Source organism: Mesonia ostreae (genome assembly GCF_031845265.1).
GTDB lineage: Bacteria > Bacteroidota > Bacteroidia > Flavobacteriales > Flavobacteriaceae > Mesonia > Mesonia ostreae.
In genome coordinates this window covers 12793-36779 of the sequence record NZ_JAVRBG010000007.1, presented here as the reverse complement: position 1 = coordinate 36779, position 23987 = coordinate 12793, and the positions used below count along the sequence as shown (strand labels likewise).

At 35.9% G+C, this 23987-nt stretch carries 19 protein-coding genes; 11 read left to right on the top strand and 8 right to left on the bottom strand.

Annotated features, from left to right (window positions below; translation table 11 throughout):
* Positions 1 to 24: 24 nt before the first annotated feature.
* From atpE to RLT85_RS08195, 11 genes are all read left to right on the top strand, one after another.
* On the top strand, positions 25 to 246 hold the full coding sequence (gene atpE, locus RLT85_RS08245) for an ATP synthase F0 subunit C (protein ID WP_311401555.1): 222 nt from the start codon (positions 25 to 27) through the stop codon (positions 244 to 246).
* A gap of 88 nt (positions 247 to 334) precedes the next feature.
* Entirely contained in the window at positions 335 to 829 is a 495-nt protein-coding gene (locus tag RLT85_RS08240; protein ID WP_311401554.1) for a F0F1 ATP synthase subunit B, read from the top strand.
* 16 nt (positions 830 to 845) lie between these two features.
* Positions 846 to 1391: an ATP synthase F1 subunit delta gene (gene atpH, locus RLT85_RS08235; protein WP_311401553.1), complete on the top strand. Its 546-nt coding sequence runs from the start codon at positions 846 to 848 to the stop codon at positions 1389 to 1391.
* Positions 1392 to 1443: 52 nt separating this feature from the next.
* Positions 1444 to 3024: a F0F1 ATP synthase subunit alpha gene (atpA, locus tag RLT85_RS08230; RefSeq protein WP_311401552.1), complete on the top strand. Its 1581-nt coding sequence runs from the start codon at positions 1444 to 1446 to the stop codon at positions 3022 to 3024.
* A 126-nt stretch (positions 3025 to 3150) separates the two neighbouring features.
* On the top strand, positions 3151 to 4011 hold the full coding sequence (atpG, locus tag RLT85_RS08225) for an ATP synthase F1 subunit gamma (protein ID WP_311401551.1): 861 nt from the start codon (positions 3151 to 3153) through the stop codon (positions 4009 to 4011).
* 285 nt (positions 4012 to 4296) lie between these two features.
* Positions 4297 to 5727 (top strand): lipopolysaccharide biosynthesis protein, encoded by a 1431-nt coding sequence (locus RLT85_RS08220; protein WP_311401550.1) that lies wholly within the window; start codon positions 4297 to 4299, stop codon positions 5725 to 5727.
* Positions 5728 to 5733: 6 nt separating this feature from the next.
* Positions 5734 to 6165 (top strand): dUTP diphosphatase, encoded by a 432-nt coding sequence (dut, locus tag RLT85_RS08215; protein ID WP_311401549.1) that lies wholly within the window; start codon positions 5734 to 5736, stop codon positions 6163 to 6165.
* A gap of 122 nt (positions 6166 to 6287) precedes the next feature.
* A complete protein-coding gene (locus RLT85_RS08210; RefSeq protein ID WP_311401548.1) occupies positions 6288 to 7304 on the top strand; it encodes a sugar phosphate nucleotidyltransferase in 1017 nt (338 codons plus the stop codon).
* 3 nt (positions 7305 to 7307) lie between these two features.
* Positions 7308 to 8681 (top strand): tetratricopeptide repeat protein, encoded by a 1374-nt coding sequence (locus tag RLT85_RS08205; RefSeq protein ID WP_311401547.1) that lies wholly within the window; start codon positions 7308 to 7310, stop codon positions 8679 to 8681.
* The gene (gene lolB1, locus RLT85_RS08200; RefSeq protein ID WP_311401546.1) at positions 8681 to 9457 is read left to right on the top strand and encodes a lipoprotein insertase outer membrane protein LolB1; all 777 of its coding nucleotides are present in this window, start codon (positions 8681 to 8683) and stop codon (positions 9455 to 9457) included. Before RLT85_RS08205 ends, lolB1 begins: the two co-directional genes overlap by 1 nt.
* Positions 9454 to 10674, top strand: coding sequence for a murein hydrolase activator EnvC family protein (locus RLT85_RS08195; RefSeq protein ID WP_311401545.1), 1221 nt, complete (start codon positions 9454 to 9456; stop codon positions 10672 to 10674). Before lolB1 ends, RLT85_RS08195 begins: the two co-directional genes overlap by 4 nt.
* A gap of 574 nt (positions 10675 to 11248) precedes the next feature.
* Here the strand turns inward: RLT85_RS08195 and RLT85_RS08190 are convergent.
* From RLT85_RS08190 to RLT85_RS08155, 8 genes are all read right to left on the bottom strand, one after another.
* Positions 11249 to 13894, bottom strand: a complete 2646-nt coding sequence (locus tag RLT85_RS08190) for a T9SS-dependent M36 family metallopeptidase (protein ID WP_311401544.1) — start codon at positions 13892 to 13894, stop codon at positions 11249 to 11251.
* 107 nt (positions 13895 to 14001) lie between these two features.
* Positions 14002 to 15342 (bottom strand): dGTP triphosphohydrolase, encoded by a 1341-nt coding sequence (dgt, locus tag RLT85_RS08185; protein WP_311401543.1) that lies wholly within the window; start codon positions 15340 to 15342, stop codon positions 14002 to 14004.
* Positions 15343 to 15591: 249 nt separating this feature from the next.
* On the bottom strand, positions 15592 to 16179 hold the full coding sequence (locus tag RLT85_RS08180; protein WP_311401542.1) for a hypothetical protein: 588 nt from the start codon (positions 16177 to 16179) through the stop codon (positions 15592 to 15594).
* A gap of 313 nt (positions 16180 to 16492) precedes the next feature.
* On the bottom strand, positions 16493 to 19837 hold the full coding sequence (locus RLT85_RS08175; protein ID WP_311401541.1) for a tail fiber domain-containing protein: 3345 nt from the start codon (positions 19835 to 19837) through the stop codon (positions 16493 to 16495).
* A gap of 68 nt (positions 19838 to 19905) precedes the next feature.
* Positions 19906 to 20439 (bottom strand): T9SS type A sorting domain-containing protein, encoded by a 534-nt coding sequence (locus RLT85_RS08170; RefSeq protein ID WP_311401540.1) that lies wholly within the window; start codon positions 20437 to 20439, stop codon positions 19906 to 19908.
* A 429-nt stretch (positions 20440 to 20868) separates the two neighbouring features.
* Positions 20869 to 22224 (bottom strand): hypothetical protein, encoded by a 1356-nt coding sequence (locus tag RLT85_RS08165; RefSeq protein ID WP_311401539.1) that lies wholly within the window; start codon positions 22222 to 22224, stop codon positions 20869 to 20871.
* 109 nt (positions 22225 to 22333) lie between these two features.
* Complete coding sequence (locus tag RLT85_RS08160) at positions 22334 to 22987, bottom strand: hypothetical protein (RefSeq protein WP_311401538.1); 654 nt, start codon at positions 22985 to 22987, stop codon at positions 22334 to 22336.
* Between the two features lie 32 nt (positions 22988 to 23019).
* A complete protein-coding gene (locus tag RLT85_RS08155) occupies positions 23020 to 23883 on the bottom strand; it encodes a DUF4412 domain-containing protein (RefSeq protein WP_311401537.1) in 864 nt (287 codons plus the stop codon).
* Positions 23884 to 23987: the final 104 nt, after the last annotated feature.

Genomic DNA, 23987 nt, shown 5'->3' with positions numbered 1-23987 from the left:
TTTAATTTTTAATTTTTTTTTACTATGGAATTATTATATGTAGGATTGGCAGCTTTGGGAGCTGGTTTAGCAGTTTTTGGAGCAGCATTTGGTGTTGGTAAGATTGGTGCAGCCGCTATGGAGGCTATAGCGCGTCAACCTGAAGCAGCAGGAAAGATCCAAACCGCTATGATTATTGCGGCAGCTCTTGTAGAAGGGGTGGCGTTATTTGGTGTAGTAGCAGCTTTATTAGGTGTGCTAAAGTAAAATTATTTACAAAACACTTCTTTTTAACGGTTGGTTAAAAAGAAGTGTTTCTAAAAAATTAAATTAAAATCAGATATTACTTATACCTATGGATTTAATTAAACCAGAAATTGGCTTGTTTGTATGGCAAACTGTAGTCATGCTTATCTTAATTTTTATATTAGCTAAGTTTGCGTGGCGACCTATTTTATCTTCCATAAGAAAGCGTGAAGACTCTATTAATGATGCATTAGCATCTGCTGAAAGTGCACGTCTTGAGATGACGAATTTAAAGGCTAACAATGAGAAGCTTTTAAAGGAAGCACGAGAAGAACGCGATATCATGATTAAGGAGGCGCGTCAAATTAAAGAAAAAATGATTGCGGATGCCGCAGATGAGGCACAGGTAAAATCAAATCAAATGATAAGTGCCGCACAAGACGCTATCAAAATGGAAAAACAAACGGCTCTAAATGAGATCAAAACTCAGGTGGCTACGCTTTCCATAGAAATTGCAGAGAAAGTAGTAAGTAAAGAATTAACTAGTAAAGAAGACCATATGAAATTGGTAGCTTCTATGCTAGATGATGTGAAGTTAAACTAATCAAATTAGTTAAAAAATGGCTAATACAAGAGCAGCTCAACGTTACGCAAAGGCAATTTTAGATCTTTCTAAGGAAAAATCTGTAGTTGCTGAGGTAAATAGTGATATGCGTCTCATCGCAAAAACATTAGAGCAAAACAAAGAGCTTAGAGATGTGTTACAAAGCCCGGTAGTGCAAGCTTCCGTAAAGCAAAACATTCTAAAAGCTATTTTTAAAGAAGTGAATGAAGTTAGTTCTAATGCTTTTAAAATGTTGTTACAAAACAATAGAATCAATTTATTGTCTTTTGTAATAGATAGGTTTATTTATCTATATGATGAGGCAAATAATATTAAAGTGGCTAAAGTAACCACGGTAGAACCTTTAACTCCAGAAATGGAGCAGAGCGTTTTAAAGAAGGTAAAAGAACTTACAGGAAGTGAAGTTACGTTAACTAATACTATTGATGCTTCCATTATTGGAGGTTTTGTTTTAAGGGTTGGAGATTTACAGTATGACGCAAGTATATCTGGTAAATTAAATGCGCTTAGAAAAACGTTCAATAATCAAGCATACGCATAAAAAATAATAATAAAAACGATACAATTTTGTATCCCATTTATCATAAATAATTATGGCAGAAGTAAATCCTGCTGAAGTTTCAGCAATTTTAAAAGAACAACTATCTGGTTTTGAGGCAAGCGCTTCTTTAGACGAGGTAGGTACAGTATTAACCGTAGGAGATGGTATTGCAAATGTATACGGTCTTGAAAATGCAGAGTATGGAGAACTTGTAGAGTTTGACAGTGGACTGCAAGGAATGGTACTTAACCTAGCAGAAGATAATGTTGGGGTAGTATTACTTGGACCTTCTCAAGAAATTAGTGAAGGGGATACGGTAAAACGAACTCGAAAAATTGCTTCTATCAATGTGGGAGAAGGAATTGTAGGTCGTGTGGTAGATACTTTAGGGAAACCCATTGATGGCAAAGGACCTATTGCAGGAGAAACCATTCAAATGCCATTAGAAAGAAAAGCTCCTGGTGTAATTTATCGTGAGCCAGTAACCGAGCCTCTGCAAACAGGAATTAAATCTATTGATGCACTTGTTCCCGTAGGAAGAGGGCAAAGAGAGTTAGTGATTGGTGACCGTCAAACCGGTAAAACTACCGTTTGTATTGATACCATTCTTAACCAAAAAGAATTTTATGATGCTGGCGAACCAGTTTATTGTATTTATGTAGCGATAGGACAAAAAGCTTCTACCGTTGCCGGAATTGCACAAACCTTAGAAGATAAAGGCGCATTAGCCTATACTACTATCGTTGCTGCAAATGCATCAGATCCTGCTACCATGCAGGTATATGCACCGTTTGCTGGAGCAGCGATTGGAGAATATTTTAGAGATACAGGTAGACCCGCGTTAATTATCTATGATGATTTATCTAAGCAAGCGGTAGCTTATCGTGAGATTTCTCTTTTATTACGTCGTCCACCGGGACGTGAAGCATATCCTGGAGATGTATTTTACTTACACTCTAGATTATTAGAGCGTTCTGCAAAAGTGATCAATGATGACAATATTGCGAAAGATATGAACGACCTTCCAGATTCTTTAAAAGATAGAGTAAAAGGAGGAGGTTCTTTAACGGCCTTACCTATTATTGAAACGCAAGCAGGTGACGTTTCCGCATATATTCCAACCAACGTAATTTCGATTACCGATGGTCAGATTTTCTTAACATCAGATTTATTTAACTCTGGAGTTCGTCCCGCGATTAACGTTGGTATTTCGGTATCACGTGTAGGAGGTAACGCACAAATTAAATCGATGAAAAAAGTTTCTGGTACCTTAAAATTAGACCAAGCCCAATATAGAGAATTAGAGGCTTTTGCTAAGTTTGGATCAGATTTAGATGCTTCTACTTTAAGTACTATCGAAAAAGGAAAGCGTAACGTAGAGATCTTAAAACAAGCTCAAAATGACCCGTATCCAGTAGAGAATCAAATCGCTATTGTATATGCAGGTTCTAAAAACTTGTTGAAAGATGTGCCGGTGGATAAAGTAAAAGAATTTGAAGCAGATTATCTTGCTTTCTTAGATGCTAAGCATAGAGATACATTAGATACTTTAAAATCAGGTAAACTAACTGATGAAGCTTTAGATGTTTTAAGAAGTGCAGCTAAAGAAATTTCAGCAAAGTATAAAAAATAAAGTATTGAGTACTGAGGTTTGAGTTGAAAAAAAAATCAGGCCAAAGAATAGTAGTACCATATAAATTACAAGTATTGAGTATTTTGTCTTTTATCTAAATACTCAATACTCAATACTAAAAAATAAATGGCAAATTTAAAAGAATTACGTAGTAGGATTACCTCGGTTTCTTCAACCATGCAGATTACCAGTGCCATGAAAATGGTATCTGCTGCGAAGTTAAGTAAAGCGCAAGATGCTATTACAGCTATGCGTCCTTACGCAGATAAACTTACAGAACTTTTACAAGGCTTAAGTGCTACATTAGATGAAGGGGCTAACAGTAAATTTGCAGAGGAGCGCGAAGTTCAAAAGGTACTTATTGTTCCTATTTCTTCTAATAGAGGGCTAGCAGGTGCTTTTAACACCAATATTATTAAAGGAGTTAAAAGAATTTCTTCGGAACAATTTGCAGATAAAAATATTCATTTGTTTACCATAGGCAAAAAAGCCGATGATATTTTAAAGAAAACCTTTACGGTAGATAAAAATAACAATACCATTTTTGACCATCTAGAATTTGAGCCTGTAGCAGATATCGCGGAGAGCATTATGGCGGAATTTGTTGAAGGGAAGTACGACAAAGTGGTTTTGGTATATAATAAATTTAAAAACGCGGCGACTCAAATCGTAATGAGCGAACAATTTTTACCAATCGTTCCTATGGAAACCGAAGAAGAGGTGACTTTAGACTATGTTTTTGAACCTAATAAGGAAGATATTATAGAAGAATTAATTCCTAAGTCGCTTAAAATGCAATTATTTAAAGCCTTAAGAGATTCTTTTGCCTCAGAGCATGGAGCACGTATGACAGCGATGCATAAAGCAACAGACAACGCAACGGAGTTAAGAGATAATTTAAAGCTGTCTTACAACAAAGCACGTCAAGCATCCATCACCAACGAAATTTTAGAAATTGTTGGCGGAGCAGAAGCGGCGAACAATTAGGCCAATTTTTTGAGTGAGTCTCTAGAAGTTTTCTTAGAATACGATAAGATTTTTAAAAGCCCTGATTTCTTCAGGGCTTTTCTTATTATGCAATTCTGATCAAAAGTAAGTATAAAGGAAACGATTTGAATACTACAATTTATTGTTGAAGTGGTATTAATTCTATACTTTTATTCCCTTAACCCTCTTGAGGGTTTAAATTTAGGAGGCTGACCTCGATTCTAATAAATATTTTCAATTCATACCTTGTGGACTAATCCCAAGGTTCTTGATTCATAAACGCATTTGAGTACTTTAAAACGATTTTTTCAAGATACTTTTATCTACGGATTGGCGACGGTTTTACCGCGCTTGATGAATTTCTTGCTCGTGCCTTTATTAACAGGTTCGCTAGAAAATGCCGATTATTCAGACAATACCACCTTTTATATTTATGCTGCTTTTTTTAACGTTTTGCTTACCTACGGCATGGAGACTTCCTTTTTTAGGTATTTTAGTCGGCATAAAGAAAAAAACAAAATCTTCTCTACTGCATTTATCAGCCTAACCATTACCACCATTCTTTTTTTTGCTGTGGTATGGACGTATAATGTAGAGTTGGCAAAATATGTAGATCTAAAATTACGGTATTTTAATCTGCTTATTAGCGTTATTGCTTTAGATACCCTTGTGGTAATTCCTTTTGCATTGTTGCGCGCTACAGGAAAACCTATTAAATTTTCCATTATTAAAGTGCTTAATATTGGGATGTATGTGGCGTTAAATTATTTCTTTTTGTGGATGGTTCCCAAGTTCAATATTTCATTGGGCTTCTTAGATTATAGCAATGATTTGGTTACTTATGTTTTTATTGCCAATTTAATAGCCAGCCTATTTACTTTTATTCTGCTTTCTCCGTATTTTTTCAAAACCAAACTTGTGTTTGACTGGAGCATTTTAAAGCAATTTCTCAATTACGGTTGGCCCATTATGGTGGCTGGACTCGCCTATGTGATCAATGAAAATTTTGATAAATGGCTAATACCGCAATTATTAGGAAAAGATATTAATGGCGCCTATGCAGCGTGTTATAAAATTGCCGTTTTTATGACCGTATTTATCCAAGGCTTTCGGTTGGGAGCAGAGCCTTTTTTCTTTAACCACGCACAAGAGAAAAACGCAAAGAATACCTATGCGCTTATCATGAAATATTTTGTGGTTCTTGGGAGTTTAATGCTGGTATTTATTGTGGCTTACTTGCACGTATTCAAGAAATTGATCGTGACAGATCCTTCCTATTGGATTGCGATAGACATTGTTCCTATTGTGCTCTTGGCGAATTTAATGCTGGGAATCTACTTTAATTTAGCGTATTGGTATAAACTTACAGATAAAACCCGTTATGGAATGTATTTTTCTATCCTAGGCGCTGTAGTAACCATAGCGCTTAATTATGCTTTAATTCCTGTGATTGGTTTTATGGGCGCGGCTTACACCACCTTAATTGCTTACACACTTATGGTGGTGATTTCTTACCTTTTCGGAAGGAAACATTATAACATTCCATACGATTTAAAAAACATTGGAATTTATTTGGGATTGGGTATTGGCTTCGCTTTTAGTTCATTTTATGTTTTTGATAACAATTTAATCATAGGAAGCTTATTAGTTTTCTTATTTTTGGGAATCATCTATTTTAAAGAAAGAAAATACCTTTCTCAATTTTTACAACGTTAATTCATTATGACTATAAAAATCATCAATAAGTCCAATCACGTTTTACCTCATTACGAAACCGAAGCTTCGGCAGGAATGGATCTAAGAGCTAATCTGGAAGATAAAGTAATCCTAAGTCCGTTAGATCGCATCATCGTAAAAACAGGCTTATTCATAGAATTGCCCGTAGGTTATGAAGCCCAAGTACGTCCTAGAAGTGGCTTAGCGGCTAAAAAAGGAATTACCGTATTGAATGCTCCAGGAACCATAGATGCCGATTATCGCGGAGAAATTGGCGTGATTTTAGTGAATCTGTCTAAAGAATCTTTTACCATTAATGATGGCGAACGCATTGCCCAAATGGTGATTGCCAAGCATGAAAGAGCCGAATGGGAAAAAGTAGAAGTTTTAGGAGAAACCAAGCGTGGAGAAGGTGGTTTTGGTAGCACTGGAGTCTAAAATTTCTGCGCAGGCAGGAATCATAAGGTCTCTAAATTACTAATAGATTTAAAGTAAGAAAATATCATCAATTAATTTAAGAAAAAAAATAATCTAAAGACTCATATCACATATCTATTATTATGAAAATAATCGTACCCATGGCGGGAAGAGGATCTCGCTTAAGACCACATAGTTTAACTGTTCCCAAACCTTTAATTCCGGTGGCGGGCGAACCTATTGTGCATCGTTTGGTAAAAGATATCGCCAAAGTACTTAACCAACCTATAGACGAGATCGCTTTTATTTTGGGTGATCCTGCTTTCTTTGGAGATGAGGTAGAAGAGAGTTTAAAAAATTTGGCCAAAAGTTTAAATGCCAAGGCTTCTATTTACCGCCAAGATAAGCCTCTGGGAACAGGACACGCCATTATGAGCGCTAAAGAATCTCTTTCTGGTCCTGCTGTTGTCGCTTACGCGGATACTTTAATCAAAGCCGATTTTAAATTGGATAAAGCTGCAGACGCTGTGATCTGGACTAAAAAAGTCGACAATCCTGAAGCTTACGGCGTGGTGAATCTAAACGAAAAAGACGAAATTATCGAATTGGTAGAGAAGCCAAGCAGCTTTGTAAGTGACCAAGCTGTGATTGGGATATACTATTTTAAGGATATTTCAGTTTTAAAGGGTAAGCTGCAGGAAGTTTTAGAAGAAAATATCATGCACGGCGGCGAATATCAAATTAATGATGGGATTAAGAAGATGATGGCCGACGGTAAAATATTTAAGACAGGAACGGTTGATGAATGGATGGACTGCGGAAACAAAAAAGTAACCGTAGAAACCAATACCAGAATGCTTAATTTTCTTCATTCCGATAAGGAAAAATTAGTGGCAGAATCGGTTAAATTAATTAACTCAAAGATTATTGAACCCTGTTATATTGGGGAGAATGTAGTTTTAGAAAATGCAACCATAGGGCCCAATGTGTCTATTGGAGACAATTGTAGCGTAAGTGATTCTACCATAAAAAACAGTTTGATTCAAACGCATAGCGAAATTAAGAATGCCAATTTGAACAACGCAATGGTAGGTAATCACGCTAAATTTGATGGTAATTTTACCGAAATAAGTATCGGAGATTATTCCGTTTTAGAATAAAATTTGAAAATAAAGCTTTACACATATTATACTTTTTTAATGCTTTTCGGAATTGTTTCTATTCCGAAGAGCATTTTTGCGCAGGTTCGTGAACCACTAAAAGATACCCTTGTTCAAGATAATTTAGGAAATGTAGAGGATCAATTTCAGCAGTATTTTTTTGAAGCATTAGCGCAAAAAGCCATAGAAAATCACGAAAAAGCCATTACCGCTTTATTGCAGTGTAAGAAAATCTCTTCAGAAAAAACCATTGTAGATTTTGAATTGGGTAAAAACTATAAAGCTTTAAAAGAATATAGAAAAGCCGAAGAAAGTTTTAAGAAAGTGCTAAAAGAACGTCCTAATGATAAAGATGTTTTAGCCGAAATTTATGAGGTGTATTATCTTACGCAAGATTACCAAAAGGCAATTCCCATAGCAGAATCTTTAGCACAACACAGTGTGAATTATTATGAGGATTTAGCTAATCTTTACGGACTTACGCAGCAATATGAAAAAGCTTTGAATGCGATTGATGCGATAGATGATCGAGAAGGTTACAGCGATTACAGAGAAGCTTTACGGAATAAGATTTTCTCTGAAGCTAAAGATCCTAAGCTTTTGGAAGCCTATCTTAAGAAAGAGATAGAAAAATTTCCTGATATAGAAGAGCATTATTTAGAGCTGATGCATTTTTATGCTACGCAAGAGAAAATAGAAAAAGCCTATCAAATCGCGGAAGATCTCGAACGAAGAAATCCTAATTCTAGTGCGGCACATTTCGCTTTATATAAAAAGTATTTAACCGCTTATGAAGATGATAAAGCTATTGCTTCGATGCGGATTGTTCTTGAAAACACAAAAAATGAGACATTAAAGAAGACTATTATTCAAGATTTGGTTCAGCTGGTAAAGGAAAAACCTCAATATGAACCTGAGCTTATTAAAATTTTAGAAGACGAATTAGCTCCCAAAGGAGAATCTAATGAATTATTGGGCGAATATTTGGCAAAGAATGTTGAAAGTGAAGCTTACAATCATTATTTGAATCGGTTGAAAAACGATCCCAATAATTTTGATCTTTTAAAGAAAGTGCTTCATTTAGAAATCAAGCAACAAAAATTTGAAATTGCTTTGAAGCGAGCAGAGAATGCGCTAGGATTTTTCCCAAGCCAACCTTTTTTCTATTATTACAAAGGTGTAGCCTTAAGAAATTTAAATAAGCCGAATTTAGCGGTAGATAGTTTTCAAGAAGGCTTGGAATATTTAATAGAAAACAAGGAGTTAGAATTGTATTTCTATCAAGGAATGCAAGAAAGTTATAGGGTTTTAAATAATCCTATGAAAGTAAAAGAATACCAGCAAAAAATAGAAGCTTTAAAAAATAAGAAATCTTAATGAATCATTTAAAATCCATATTTTCTTTAATTCTTGTTCTTCTTTTCGTTTCCTGCGGAACAAAAAAAGTAGTAACCGGTAGCGTTTCAGAAAACGCAAGTGTAAAGAATATCATTAAAGCGCATAACAATTCCGAAGCATCGTTCACCACTTTACAAGCAAGAATTAAAGGATCTTACAAAACCGAAAAGGAAGATCAATCCATCTCTATAAGTATGCGAATGGAGAAAGATAAAACGATTTGGTTGAGTGCCAAACTTGCGGGGATTATTCCGTTAGCGAAAGTGTATATTACGCCTAAACGCGTTCAATATTACGAAAAAATTGATGGTACTTATTTTGACGGCGATTTTAGTTTGTTAAGCGATTGGTTAGGAATGGAATTAGATTTTGATAAAGTGCAGAATTTGTTATTAGGACAAGCTATTTATCCTTTAGAGAAAAGTGAGTTGGAAATGAGCTTTACAGAAACCGATTATATCCTAAAATCTGAGGGCAAGTCCTTACTGGAAACCATGTTTGCCATTCAATCTTCCAATTTTCGGTTAAAAGGACAGCGTTTGGCGAGAGAATCCAAACAGGAATCGGTTGTCATCGCCTATGATTCTTATGAGGAAGTAAGGGGAGAATGGTTTCCAAAGAAAATAAAAATTATAGCCACTCAAGAAGGAAAAAGTACACAAATTGAAGTAGATTATCGTCAAATAGACCTTAATGCCTCGGTTAGTTTTCCGTTTAGCATTCCTTCAGGGTATAAAGAAATTACAGTAGAATGATGCGTAAGAGAACCTATATTTTAAGTATTCTATTCGTTTGCTTTTGTTTTTTGCAAGGCTTTAGTCAGAGCAAAGAAAGAAAGGAGTTAGAAAAGCGTCGTTTGGATCTTAAGGAAGAGATTAAGAAGATCAATAGCTTATTAACGGTTAATAAGAAGAAAAAACAATCGGTATTGGTTCAAGTAGAAGATTTAGACAAACGAATTAATGCAACACAAAACTTAATTAAGGTTACTAATCAACAAGCAAACTTGCTTACTAGAGAAGTTAATGAAAACCTCGACAAAATTACAAAACTTAGAAAAGATTTAGAGGCTTTAAAGGAAGATTATGCAAAAATGATTCGCAAATCCTATCAAAGTAGTTCTAACCAAAGTAGGATTATGTTTTTATTTTCTTCGGAAAACTTTTTACAGGCCTATAAAAGACTGCAATATATGAAGCAGTACGCAAATTATAGAAAGCAACAGGGTGACAAAATTAAGGAGCAAGCTCAACTTCTTCAAGACTTAAATGCAGAGCTAATTGAACAGCGTAAAACAAAAGAAAATCTTTTAGCTGAAAACAGAGTTACGCAAAAGAAACTGAAAGAAGATAAGAAGCAACAACAGGTTCTCATGGCTTCCATTCAAGAGAAAGAAGGCACTTTTGAAAGTCAGTTAAAAGTGCGACAAAGACAAATCTCAAGGATTGATGATCAAATAGAAAAATTAATACGAGAAGCCATCGCTGCTGAAAATAAGAAAAAAGGGAATACTTCTACAAGTGCCTTTAAGCTTACACCCGAGGCAAAAGCTCTAGCAGCCGATTTTACCTCTAATAAAGGAAAATTGCCTTGGCCAGTAAAATCTGGTGTAATTTCTATGCGATTTGGAGTGCATCCTCATAAAACTGTTCCTTCGGTTAAGGTAAAAAGTATTGGAGTGAGAATAGAAACCAATACCAAAGAACCTGTAAAAGCTATTTTTAAGGGTGAAGTCATGAAAATACAAGCGATTAAGGGCGCGAATAAAGCGGTAATGGTGAGACACGGTAATTATATCTCTGTTTACAACAATCTAGAGACTGTAAACGTGCAAACAGGAGATCAAATTAGTACTGGTCAAATTTTAGGTAGGGTAGGGAATGCGACTTCGACAGGACGTCCCACCTTAAGCCTTTCTCTTTTTGAAGATACTACTTTATTAGATCCAGCTTTATGGATTTATAAAATGTAGAATGTGTTTTTACATCTTAATCAGAAATTAAATGCGCTGGAGGCATCCTGGCTAAACCACTTTAATTTTTTTTATAGATTCTAAGGGATCGAAACTTGCGGCGAAATTCTTCGTTTATCTCCAAAGGGCTTACCTATTTTGTTTTTGTTGATTTATCTATGAAAAGAATGTAGACTAGGAGCAACTTTTTTCTTTAATATGCTTACTATTTAGTGAAGCTTTCAAGGCATTAAACAAATCTCATAATGCATCTGGACATTCCCATTATCTTATGCAAAATAAAATTTTGGTAGATATAAGTACAACTAATTACTTTACGGAATTATACCACTTTAATTTTATAATGGCATACAGGAAATGAATGAGTTTAAATGCGAAATTATATGGTTAATTTGGTATTAAGTGTTGCTAAGCTTCAGTAAAGCTTAAAAGGTTTATTACTTTAGATGTTTAAAAGCAGCGACTTGCACAAGTAAAGCTTTGCATAAATAAGCATCGTATACTTTCTGATAAGGACAAAAAAAGCCCTCTTGACAAATCATCAAGAGGGCTTTTTAACTATTAGAATGCTTTATTACTGAACGATTAATTTTTCAGTTTGAGTTTTACCTTTAGCATCTATTTTCATTACATAAACTCCAGTAGCCAAATTATTGATGTTGATTTGAGTGCTGTCACTTGCAAGTTTTTGGTTTACTACCATTCTTCCGTTAAGGTCATAAATTGCAAGCGTTGCATCGTTTTGAGCAAGCTTTGATTTTACATTTACGTATCCCGAAGCGGGGTTTGGATAAATATTAAAGGCTTTTTCTAAAGAAGAAGAGTTTGTACCCATTGTACAATCAAGCACACTTGTTGGAGGCATATCAAAACTCTCTACTTGATCAAACCGATCTAAAGAACTCCCTTGATCTGCGTTATAACCTAAGCCTCTTTCTGCAAAAGCAGTCCAAATTAAGCATTGGTTATCTCCATTGTTATTTAACAAATCTGCTTCTAAAATAGCATCTCTACCGTCTACGAATCCAGGATTACAAGGTTGTAATTTTAAACCGTCTATCACCAATTGCATAGAAATATTGTTTCCTCCAGTTCCATTTAACAAATCTTCATCATACCCGTATCTGTCAATAAGAGCCCAAGTCATATCCCAAAGCATAGTTGCCCATACAAATCCAACTCCGTGCGGAGCAAGAATACCTCCATTATTTGTTAGGTCATACGTAGCGGGATTAATCCCAGTATTAGTCGTATAAGGAGCAGGTCTTAGTCCGCCTCCACTTTCATCTTGGCCAAGAACATAATTAGCAATAGTTTTTCTATCTGTTGCATTGTCCCCAGCTTTTAAAGTCATCATAAGCGCAAAATAATCACTCCATCCTTCGCCCATTTGCTCGGTAGCTTGAATACAGTTTCCGTTAGCATCTGTTTGTTGGCAAGGATATAAACAACTTGCGTTACCAGGTCCTCCAGTTAACCTATTCGATATTCCGTGACCGTATTCGTGAGATACAATACCTGCATCTAAAGAACCATCTTTCACAAAAGGACCGGATTCTATAAGTGTAGCATTTAGTGTTTCTCCACTTCCTAAAAGCGCTATTATTTGATCTCCCAAAGTTTTGGAAACCATAATGGAAGGAATAGTAATAGGATTTGCTGGAGTACCTCCCATATTTATAGGAGGAGTTGATAGGGTATTCACTACAATTACCGCAAGTGCTCCGGCATTTTGAGCATTTTCCACTTTAGTAGGATAATTACATCCACCTCTTTTAATAATTGCTATTTTATTATTTAATTCTGTTGCATTTGTTAATTCATCGCAAGCTTCCAAAGGATCCTCAGAAGAATCTGATGCGAGAGCTAAATCTGCAGTTATACCAGAGTTAGGAATTATAGGACCAAAACTGGCTGTAGATGCGGAATAAGTACCGGCTATTGCACCTACTGTATTTATAGTTATTAGTTGAGGTTCACCAGATGGCGCCCAAGTAAACATTCTCATCACAGGACTTTGACCATCTGGAGGAGTCCCAAAGGTAGCATTGTTTCCCGGTCCAAAATCTGCTCCATCTTGTCCTCTAGCAAATACAGGATCAAATTGGTTTCCTCCGTTAGAGTAATTCATATTTTGAAAATTACCACTCACTTCATCAAAACCATACTCATACCAAACATCATGCATCATATTATTAAGATAAAATAGATTTGTCACTGAAGCAAATGTATACCCGTCAGGATTTTGATTTAAGTCTAAGGGGAAATCAAAATCTAATGATGATCCACCATCTGGTGCAGTTCCTGGAGAATTATTTCTATTCTCATACGCAAAAACATTATTTCCTCTTGTGATTGTAAATTCCACGCCTGGAGAACCATTGTTATCGTGCCATCCGTTTGGAGAAGCATTTAAATTGGCAGGCTCATTTACTAATTGTCGCATTCCATCAGCAGGGGAAACCGAAGGAATAGGAAATACTTTATAGCTAGCATTATCGACTAAAGTTGTAGTGTTTAAAAAGCCGAAATTACTTTTTTTCGACTGAATCGCATGATCTACAGCCTCAAAAGCAGTGTGAGAATGATCTTCACCTCCGTAAGTACAAGAAACCACCCAATCATTCTTAAATAGGATTTTAGCGTCGTTTGCATCTATAGAAATATCCCACCAGTGTTTTTGGTTTAAGGTATTTAAATTGATATTGTATACCAATTGAATTCGCTCTCCAATAGGTTGATACATCAATTTTACTAGAATTTCATTTTGAGAAATGGCTCCGTTTGTTAAGACAAACTCTGGATGATTAGAAGAGATAATTTCTAATCCAGAAGGATTTAAATTTAATTTCGCTGCTAGTTGATTAACAGCAGTAATAGGATCTAAACTAGGGCTAGAGCTATTCGTACGTTGATTTATATTTGACTGAAAATTATTTGAAAAGTAAACTACTTTATTATTCTTTATTGCAAAGTTTCCTTGAGCATTGAAAATTTTAATACCATCGTGCATTTGGTTTACATAAACGTGTTGTGTACTGGTACTTTTGGAAAAATAAGAATCTGTAATTTCAAGTTCTGCTATATCTGAAGCAGAAAAACCTTTGATATTTTTAGATAAATAATTTTTAATTAAAGGCATATATTCATCTTGCGCCTGAACAGAATTACCTATAAATAATACTACGATTAGTAGTATAGAGTAGAAATTTCTTACCATTAAATTTAGGGTTTAAAGTGTTAAATAATTGCAAAAATATATAATTTTATCCTTATAGAACATCAACAATCGTTAAAATACTTGTTCTTGATACTTCCAATTAAATTCTACAGATGAAAGCCATTGATTTTTTGATAAATTCTTAATGCATTTCCGTCGCTTAAAGAAGCCACATAGCTACAGATATTTATAAGCCATATATGCGTATCTAGATTATCATCTATATCTTTTAAATACGTTTGACTTATTAATATATCGTAATTAGTGGCAGTTTGGTTTGATTTTCTTTCAATGCTTTTACAAAATTTCTCTAATAAGGTATTGAGAATTTGATAACCTGTAATTTCTTTTTCGGTTACATCTTGACTTTGGTAAATATTTTCAATAGAAATATGAATGATATCCTCTATTTGTACTCTATATTTTGATTTCTCTAATAATGAAGTATCAAATTCTCCACTTAAAATTTTTTCCTCATTCTCTATAAAAATAGTTGCAGCTTCTTGAATCAAGGTGCTAATCGCTAAAGATCTCAAATAACTTAAACGGCTTTGTGTGGAAGTAAGTTGAGAATAATTTTCGGGACGAATGTTTTTTTCTACGAGTTTAATCAACAATTCTAGTGCTTTTTCTTCTTCGATAAGTCCTAGATTGATTCCGTCTTCAAAATCGATAATCGTATAGCAAATATCATCTGCAGCTTCTACCAAGAAACTTAGAGGATGACGCTTGTAATGAATATCATTTTCATTTCCTGTTTTTAGCAATCCTAAATCTTCAGCTACATCTTTAAAAATTTCCTTTTCACTTTGAAAATAACCAAATTTCTTATCATTAATGGCTTTGGAGGGTTTATGGGGTAAAGATTCTTTTGGGTATTTCATAAAGGCGCCTAAGGTAGCATAAGAAAGTCTTAAACCATCCTTATTACCGCTTTTCGTTTGGGTAACCAATTTAAAACCATTGGCATTTCCTTCAAAATGGGTTAAATCATGGTATTGTTTTTCGTTGAGTTGCTCTTTAAAGCGAAGTCCTCTTCCGGTAAGAAAATATTCTCCTATTGCTTTTTCTCCAGAATGACCAAAAGGTGGATTCCCAATATCATGTGCCAAAGCAGCCGCGGCCACAATAGCGCCAAAATCATTAAAGTGATATCCATGTGTAGCCGCAAGATGTGGATGTTTTTCTATAACTTTCTTACCAGCAATTCTTCCCAAGGATCTTCCCACAACAGAAACCTCTAAACTGTGCGTAAGTCTGGTATGGGCAAAATCTGTTTTAGAAAGAGGAATTACTTGGGTTTTATCTTGCAAACTTCTAAATGCCGAAGAAAAAATGATGCGATCATAATCTACTTCAAACCCCAGGCGGGTATCATCTTGGTCTAAACGTAAACGTTTTTGAGTGTCTCCAAATTTCTTAAGAGAAAGTAATTGTTCCCAATTCATGTGATAGATTTATACAGTTGTAGTAAAATGGGAAAATAGTATTTTTTATGGGTTAACGAATTATTTCAAGCAAAAAAAACCTGTACCAAATCTGAATGACATTGGTGCAGGTTAAAAAGTTAGTGGAAATTTTTAGTAGAAGTGATTTTGATCAACAATCACCACTTAATTATTCGAAGTAAGCTTAGTATTATTTCAAAATAAATTTTATTTCTACGGAATTTATTTTAGTGTATATTCCATTTAGTTTTAAAGAAGGTTGGGCAGATTGATAACAAATGTTCCTGAAACTTGAGAAAGGTTATCATTAATATCTTGAAAGTTACCATTAAACGTTAAGGTATATCCTACAATTCCACTTTCTGCCTGAACTAATCCATATTCAATATTGGTCAACTCTACAGAACCCGAAACACTTTGATAAATATCTGAAGACGGTGGAGAAAAGGTAAGGATAATATTGGATTGATTGTCTGTATTCTCTCCCAAATCTGCTGTATTGCCATTATTGTTATGGTAAAAAAGACCATTGATTACTATTTCAGAATTGCTGAGATGCAACACCATAAGTTTGGCATTTTCTGTACTGGAATAGGCCGAAAAATCTGAGCCCGTATTATCATTTCCAAAAACATTTGGAATTTCACCAGATATATTTCGTTCATCTGTGCTGCCATCGTTTATAGTTATGTTATAAGTATGGGCCTCTCCTTGTTGGCCGCTTGGACTTTCTGGAGCATTGGGGGAGTTGCTTTGATCATCATCACTACCGCAGCCAATCATCATACTGAGACATGCGAATAGGAGAAAATAAGGTACTTTTCTTAGAATTTTCATGAGATTAATTTTGTTTAATAGCATAAAGATACAGGCTATGTGTTTAAGAATAACAAGCTATTGTACTTATGGTAGGAACTGCTTTATAGTTGGAGCATTTTCTTGTATAGTAGGTAATATTCTTTTCTGGTTTATACGCTTTTATAAATTTAAACTGTATCAAAGCCTCATAAAACGAAAAGCTCGTCCAAATGAATGAACAAGCTTTTCTAACTACCCCCAATAATTTTTTTAGACTTCTCCTTGAAACCCTATAGAACTCATTAATTAGTTTTAAAACCCATTTTTGCTGTTAATTTAAGTTACTATCTATTTACTGTTTTTCCAATTTTAAAAGACGTGCTTCCAAATTGTCTAATTTCTTACATACATCTTTAAGCTCTTTTGTTTGTGTCTCAATAATTTCTTGTTGTTCCTGAATCGCTTTGATAGATAGCACTGTAAGTTGTACATAGTCTACCGTTAATACTGAGATTTCATCTGGATTTCTTCCTTCAATTTCTGTTATAATTTCGGGAAATAACTTTTGAATATCCTGTGCTAAGAAACCATTATATTTCTTACTAAGATTGCTTTTGTAGTTATAATTTTTCGCATCCAATTGCAACAATTTTTCAGAGACTGAAGGCATTGCGACAATATTGGTCTTTAACCTTCTATCTGAAATAGACGTATAATTACCACTAGTTTCATCAAAATTACCAACAAAACTACCATTAGCAATTAAATTTAAATTACCACTAATATCCGTCCAAAGTTCCCAATTACTTATAGAGTTACTGGAATGTTCTAAATACATTCCAAAGCCTCCACTTTGAATGATCCTAAGCGGATAAGCATTTGTTTCATCAACACCTGCATCTATACCAACACTCAATTGTCTGGTTCGCATTTCAATATTGCCTTCACCAAAACCATTGGCATCGCTGGCAATCAAGCGAGATCTATTGAATGTAGAACCGGCACTTACAGAAAAAGTTGTAGTGGTATTACCCACTTCAATAGCCCCTCCGTCTGTATCCCCAATGGTAGCTGCGGGTATAGTCCAGCCAGCACCTAAGTTACTACCAATGACAAGTTCTTCATCTGGGTTTTCATTGTTAATGCCTACGCGGCCATTGCCAACTACAGATAGTACATCCTCAGTTCCTGCACCCAACAACAATTTATCTGTGCCACCAACTGCGCGAATTCTTCCGTTTCCGGCACCAGCACCACCCGTGGAAATACTCATTTTAAGTCTGTGGGTATCATTCCCTATTCTTAAATCTCCTTCCGTATTTGTTAGATCCCACTTTCCGCCTGATATATCCAGTTGCACATCTGGAGTAGTAGTTCCAATACCCACTTTGGTATCTGCTGTGGCATTATTTACCCCATTAATACTTCCTAAGACAAGAGAATTGTCTTGTGCTACTAATGCATTTGCCCCTATTGCCGTGGCGTTGGTTAAATCTCCTGCAACATCTGTATTATACCCGAAACCACTATTATATTCTCCTATCGTATTTGAGTTAAAAGCACTTAACCCGATTGCAGTGTTATATCTACCTGTATCGTTCAGTGAGAGCGCCCCTCGTCCCATCGCAGTATTTCCGAATCCGCTAGTGTTATTATTCAGTGAGAATGCTCCAGTCGCCGTATTGTTTGTTCCTGAAACATTTGATAGAAGTGAACTACCGCCGATTGCAGTATTCCTGTTACCATTCTCATTATTACTAAGAGCTCCATCTCCAACTGCAATATTACTACTACCCGTAGTATTGTCGCTAAGGGATCCAGACCCAACTGCTGTATTTCGCTCTCCCGTAGTGTTGGTATTGAGAGATGAATTACCTATTGCAGTATTTCTTATCCCAGAACTGCTTTCAGATAAAGAATTAAGCCCATAAGCAATATTACCTTTGATGAATCCAGCTCTGAAGCCATTCATCTTAAAGCGCAATGCTTCATCATTAGTCGTCCCAATAAAATCAGTAGGGGTGGCTGCGTTACCGTCTAATGCCCAGCCAGCATTAGCAGCCGTTGCATTATCAGGCACCCAGCTAGTTCCATCAAAAGTAAGCACCTGCCCGCTGGTTGCACTCATATCGTTAATTTTTGCGGAGGTTATGGCATCGTCTGCAACTGCTAAAGGGTTGGCAGCTGTTCCGTCGCCATCAAGAGTGGCATTGGTTTCTGCAACTTGCGCTCCCCAGTCGTCAGCAGTTCCTCCCCCAGTTCCTGTTTCATCATCGGCAGGTTCCCAAGTAGTTCCGTTCCATTTTAAAACTTGTCCGTTGGCGGCACTCATCTGGTTTATTTTATCGCCATTTACGGCTGCATCCTCAATTTTTAATGTGGTTACGGCCGCATCTTGTAATTCGCTGGTTTCAATGTCGGTACCTAAGTCGGCTGTAATTTCATTACTTCCAGAGATAGCGATTCCATCCCCTGCGGTATAGGTGGCTCCAGCTGTTCCTCCATCATCTGTTCCCGGTACCCAGTTAGTCCCATCAAACTTTAAAACTTGTCCACTAGTGGCACTCATATCGTTAATTTTCGCAGAGGTTATTGCACCATCAGCAATTCCTAAAGGATTGGCAGCTGTTCCGTCGCCATCAAGCGTAGAGTCGGCTTCAACAACTTGCGCTCCCCAGTCGCCGCCGCTTCCGCCACTCGTTCCCGTTTCATCATCTGCAGGTTCCCAAGTAGTTCCATTCCATTTCAAAATTTGTCCGTTGGTGGCGCTCATCTGGTTTATTTTCTCGCCCGTTACGGAAGCATCAGCTAAACCAAGTGGCGCTGCAGTAGTTCCCTCTCCATCAATAGTAGCGTCAGTTGCTGCAACTTGAGCTCCCCAATCGTCGCCACTTCCGCTACCTGTTCCTGTTTCATCATTGGCAGGTACCCAGTTGGTTCCATTCCATTTTAAAACTTGTCCACTAGAAGCTCCTTGTTGCGCAATATCTAATGGGTTTGCAGCCGTTCCGTTTCCGCTAAGGCGGTTTGTGTTTTCAATCACTTGCGCTCCCCAATCGTCGGCAGTTCCACCACCAGTCACGTTGTCTGGAACCCAGTTGGTTCCATCAAATTTTAGAAACTGTCCGCTAATGGCTCCCATGTCATCCAATTTGGAAGCAGTTATTGCGCCATCGAAAATTTTTAGTGTTTTCACGGCATTGTTTGAAAGTTGTGCTGTATTTACAACATCGTTTGCAATATTTGGGTTAGGGTAAGTTCCTGTTAAATCACCACCCGCAGCTCCGGTAGGACTTCCAATCCCTCCACTGGTTACGGCATACATGGCATATGGCACACTTAAAAGCTCTGTAGTGCCTAAGTCTGTATAATTGGTTCCTCCATAGGGATCAATCTCTACTTTTAGTAGTTTGGTAGTACTCCAACCTACGCTTGCCATCGCACCAGAAACCGGTGTACCGTCTCCAATCGCTAAAGTATAAAGGCCAAAATTATTGGTGGTTACTTGATGTACTTCAGAATAAATTGCGGTACTGCCATTGATAATACTAATTTTTAAGCCCAAATCTTGGGACGCCATAGGCTCACCTTGAGTGTTTCTAGCGATACCTTGGTAATTAAATTTTTCGGGTGTTTGCGCCTGAGCGCTGAAGCCTATAAATAAGAGGCTAAGAAATAGAAATATAAAGTTTTTCATAATATTAGATTTAAAAGTTGTGAGGTCCCTCCTGGAGGGTTTAATTCCTAGTGAGTGTTCTATAAGAATTATGGTTTACTAGATTTAATGATTTTATAGGATTGTCTATAGCTTTGTTTTCCGCGATTAAACTGCACGTTAAGCATATAGGTGGCTTGCTGTAAAGAAGAAAGGTCGAGTTGTTGTTTTTCTAAACCGGTTTGTAAGGAGAATTTCTTTTGTAAAATACGTCTTCCATGAATATCAAAAAGCTGTACCGAAAGTTCTCCGGCTCCCTGCATATCTGGTTTTATGTTTAGTATATTATCTACAGGGTTGGGATAGATTTTAAGGTTTTGGTTAGAAAATGTTGTCTCTGACACTCCTAAAGAAGTATCTTCTATTTGAAGCAAACCTTGAGTTACGGTGATTTCGGCATTGCTTTGTGTGCTAATCACCATCATTTCCCCAACAGAATAATCGTAGGTTCCAATAGCTAAAGTCTGACTTGCGCCTGTAGCGTTTAAATTAGATTGAGCTGCTACAGAAAAAGGAAGAAACCCAAATAAAATAATAAGTCCGATGTAATTAATTTTGAAATGTAATTTTGATAATATCTCCATAATTGCTTGATTTATAGAGGGAAATTAGATAGAAATAGTATAAGTTCCTCAGCTCATTTTACCTGTGGTAGGAGATATTTTGTAACTGGTAAGGTTTTGTGTATAATTGGTAATCGAAGAATTTATTTTTAGTTCGGTAATTGCCTTAAAATGTTGTTTATGAGTTACTCATGATTATTTTGCTCTTCGGTATTTTTAAAAAAAATAGGCTAGTTAAAAAATTAACTACCTGTTTTCATACTCTTTTTAAGAGACTTAATAGACTAGGTTTAGGTATATAAATGCATCTTATCTTACGTGTGAGCATCGCTTATGATTTTCAGTTTCTAAATTCTCAAGAAACCAAAATGGATAAGATGCAAATAAGATTTCTCTAGATTGCATTTCTATAGCTGTGGCATTTTTGGTTTCACCATTTTCATATTGGCGCTATAGTTTTTCTGGCTCGACAAGCTCTTTTCCAACATAATCTGAGAACAATTTCTCGGTATTTTCTAAACTTAAATTAGCCTGTTCTAGATGAGACCTTGATGCATCTTGAATACTTAGCCCATACTCAAAACAATTGCTAAAGACTACATCGTGAATATTTAAGAATTTTTCACGTCCAAGAAATATAGCACCATTTGGTTTCTTGGTGGTATTACCTGAATTTTTAAAAATTACGTGCCCAATTTCATTTAATGGACTACTGGAGTCTATATTTAACTGTAGCCAAAACCCAGCAACATCATGTTCGCCACGTATAATGATTGGATCTTGTGCCGTGCCTACCATAACCAACGAAGACTTATTGGAAATATGCATCCAGTTTTGAGCAGACATGATAATCTCTACTCCAGGTTCTACAGTAAGTACGCCATCTCGAAATCTAAAATTTCCTTGAAGAAAATAAGGAACATCCAATTTGGGCCAAGTGGCATCTCCATATAGGTTCTCGCGATCTATGTGGATATAATCGTTTTTGTTCCCAGAAAAACTATTAGTGCCGTTAAACATTCTTAAACGGGTGATATTGGTTACGACCGGAATATTGTTCTTGGTGAAAGTGCAGTTTTTAATATTGATATTATCTACATTGCTTGCTACATCATCCTTAACCAACATTCCCGTAAATTTACTATTTGAAATAGTGCAATGCTCCATGGATAAACTGCTGGCTTCCTTATAAATTGCTAGAGCAGACTTTGAATTACCACCACCCGCATAATCTATCGTTACGTAACTCATGACATTATTTGAGCTGGGACTCTCCGTATAGATACCGCGCCAAAACCCTGGAGTCTTTTCTTTCCCAGTTAAAATAATAGGTTTTTCTGAAGTACCTTTCATATTAAAGGAAGATTTATCCCGAAATTCCATACCAGCATTTTGTTCAAAATTAATCACAACACCCGGCTCAATCGTTAATTTTCCATCTATTTGTGTAAAGCAATCAATACTATAATCTACGGGAGCCTCTGGATTATCCCTTAATATCGAATTAGGATTTTGCTTAAAATAGTTGCAGTCTAAAGATATGGGTGCTCTGTTGCCATCGGGAAAATTAGGACTTGTGGCAGCGCTATCACCTTCTGCAATTGCAGTTCCGCTATTTTGTGAGTTATTTAAATTTGTTGCGTCATTCTTGTTATTTGAAATAGGTGCCGAATTGATTTGCTCTACATTTACATCATCGTCAGAGATTTTTTCGTCTTCATTCTTGTCATCGCCACAACTCATAAAAACGAAGCTAATTACAAGCATAAATAATACAGTCTTGAATTTAAGTTGAAGAGTTTTCATTTTATTTATTTTTAGAAATTAAGATTTTTGAACTAGTAGCGTCCAAACCATTTTAGACTAAATGAATTTATTTTTGTGTTGTAGTCTTCGACTTGAATATTTTAAACTGCTACTTTTTTTCATAAGTCCCCATTTGCCTATTAGGGCTTATCACAATAGTTCCCGAACCTTTGAAAACATCTTCTTTTTTACCATTTCTTAAGAAATCACCTTCGAAATCGAGTGTAAAGGAGGCTGCACCGGTGATTGGCACGGGCAAGGCAAATTTTAGATTTGAAAAATTTAGCGTTCCTGAAATACCAATAAACTCATCGCCATTTTCCTTAGGTCTTACGTATAATGTAGATGCAGTTTTATCTCCACGTTTAATAATAGTAAAAGGACTCCAGTTTTCGTTCACTCTAATAATGCCAAAAACACCTGCTTTACCACGGTTGTATTTCTTTCCTATAAACATCATAATAGTTCGATTTCTATCTTCTTGTCCATCGGTGAACGATTTTTGATCGTTGTAAATGGCACCTCCTTGATTATTGGGAACAGCATCTGAATATTCAATAGTTTCGGACTCTTTTACCAAAGTTATCTCAAAACTGTGGTTGGCATTAGTCATCTTTTTACCATCTGCTGTCTTTCCTTTTTCATCAATTGCTGACTCCTCTTTTGTATTGTTAACAGATGCCTCTTTTTTATTATCGCAACCTGTAAGAGCAATGCTAATTAGTATTGTGAACAGTAGTATTCTTCTTATTGAATGTCTCATTTTTAAGATTTTTTAATTTTCGTTACATCATTTTACAATCCCCCTAAGACATCAGTCACCTTATAATCGCTCAAGTCAAAGTATCTAGAATCTGATTTTTCTGTAAATGAGGTAATATCCATTTGCATGCTTGGTGTATCGCGATTCTTTTCAAAATAAACGCTGCGTACCATCATTCCATTAGGATAATTTTTATTTCTCTTTACGGAAGAAGTATTAGCTGAATTGGTAGAAAAATCTATAATCTGTCCGCCAAAAAGATGATTTCCGGTTAAATCAATGCTGATGTCTTGCGTAACCCAAGCGTACATCTTCATTTTCTCTTTCATATTGGTATACACGTATTTGCGACATGTATAGCCATTGATTTCTTTTTGATCCTCGGTACGTATCCACTCTCCATTATCGTCATCCAAATCCATTTGATCTCCTGCTAATTTTTTACCTAATTTCTGAAAGTTGATCATTGGCATTTTAGTTGCCGTTTTTTCTTTGGTATTGATCATATAGGTAGAGGCTCCTTTATAATCAAAGAGAATGCGGCTTTCTTCTTCCTCTCCCTCGTTCATAATCATACACTCTCCTGTTTTACCAAAAAGCATTTTCATGGTAGAGGTTTCTTTTAACTTTCCGTTTTTTTTAAAGTTCTTAGTTTCCATGACCATAGTGGCTGTTACGGGGTTTTCAGGAACAGGATAGCGAGTATCATTTTCGTAGACATTATCCCTAATCGCCTTACGACCTTTTTCTTTTTGAGGTTCGGCATATTTCTCCTTCATTTCTTTTCTCACTTTTTTCTTTACTTGGTTTCTAATAAAACCGCGTTGTGCTTGTACGGGAACCGCAAAAAGCAATAGTAAAAAGGTGGTTAGTGTAAGTAGATGAGTTTTTTTCATCATCGTTGGTTTTAAAAAAAGAAACGACCTTTTGTATTATGCTCCTTTGCGAAGAGTAAACAAAAGGCCGAATGCTTTTATGTGGTTACTATTTTAGAAAATTA

Bases quoted from the DNA above. Each gene is read 5' to 3' on its own strand.
- atpE (WP_311401555.1), top strand. From the start codon at position 25: ATGGAATTATTATATGTAGGATTGGCAGCTTTGGGAGCTGGTTTAGCA.
- RLT85_RS08240 (WP_311401554.1), top strand. From the start codon at position 335: ATGGATTTAATTAAACCAGAAATTGGCTTGTTTGTATGGCAAACTGTA.
- atpH (WP_311401553.1), top strand. From the start codon at position 846: ATGGCTAATACAAGAGCAGCTCAACGTTACGCAAAGGCAATTTTAGAT.
- atpA (WP_311401552.1), top strand. From the start codon at position 1,444: ATGGCAGAAGTAAATCCTGCTGAAGTTTCAGCAATTTTAAAAGAACAA.
- atpG (WP_311401551.1), top strand. From the start codon at position 3,151: ATGGCAAATTTAAAAGAATTACGTAGTAGGATTACCTCGGTTTCTTCA.
- dut (WP_311401549.1), top strand. From the start codon at position 5,734: ATGACTATAAAAATCATCAATAAGTCCAATCACGTTTTACCTCATTAC.
- RLT85_RS08210 (WP_311401548.1), top strand. From the start codon at position 6,288: ATGAAAATAATCGTACCCATGGCGGGAAGAGGATCTCGCTTAAGACCA.
- lolB1 (WP_311401546.1), top strand. From the start codon at position 8,681: ATGAATCATTTAAAATCCATATTTTCTTTAATTCTTGTTCTTCTTTTC.
- RLT85_RS08195 (WP_311401545.1), top strand. From the start codon at position 9,454: ATGATGCGTAAGAGAACCTATATTTTAAGTATTCTATTCGTTTGCTTT.
- RLT85_RS08190 (WP_311401544.1), bottom strand. From the start codon at position 13,894: ATGGTAAGAAATTTCTACTCTATACTACTAATCGTAGTATTATTTATA.
- dgt (WP_311401543.1), bottom strand. From the start codon at position 15,342: ATGAATTGGGAACAATTACTTTCTCTTAAGAAATTTGGAGACACTCAA.
- RLT85_RS08180 (WP_311401542.1), bottom strand. From the start codon at position 16,179: ATGAAAATTCTAAGAAAAGTACCTTATTTTCTCCTATTCGCATGTCTC.
- RLT85_RS08175 (WP_311401541.1), bottom strand. From the start codon at position 19,837: ATGAAAAACTTTATATTTCTATTTCTTAGCCTCTTATTTATAGGCTTC.
- RLT85_RS08170 (WP_311401540.1), bottom strand. From the start codon at position 20,439: ATGGAGATATTATCAAAATTACATTTCAAAATTAATTACATCGGACTT.
- RLT85_RS08165 (WP_311401539.1), bottom strand. From the start codon at position 22,224: ATGAAAACTCTTCAACTTAAATTCAAGACTGTATTATTTATGCTTGTA.
- RLT85_RS08160 (WP_311401538.1), bottom strand. From the start codon at position 22,987: ATGAGACATTCAATAAGAAGAATACTACTGTTCACAATACTAATTAGC.
- RLT85_RS08155 (WP_311401537.1), bottom strand. From the start codon at position 23,883: ATGAAAAAAACTCATCTACTTACACTAACCACCTTTTTACTATTGCTT.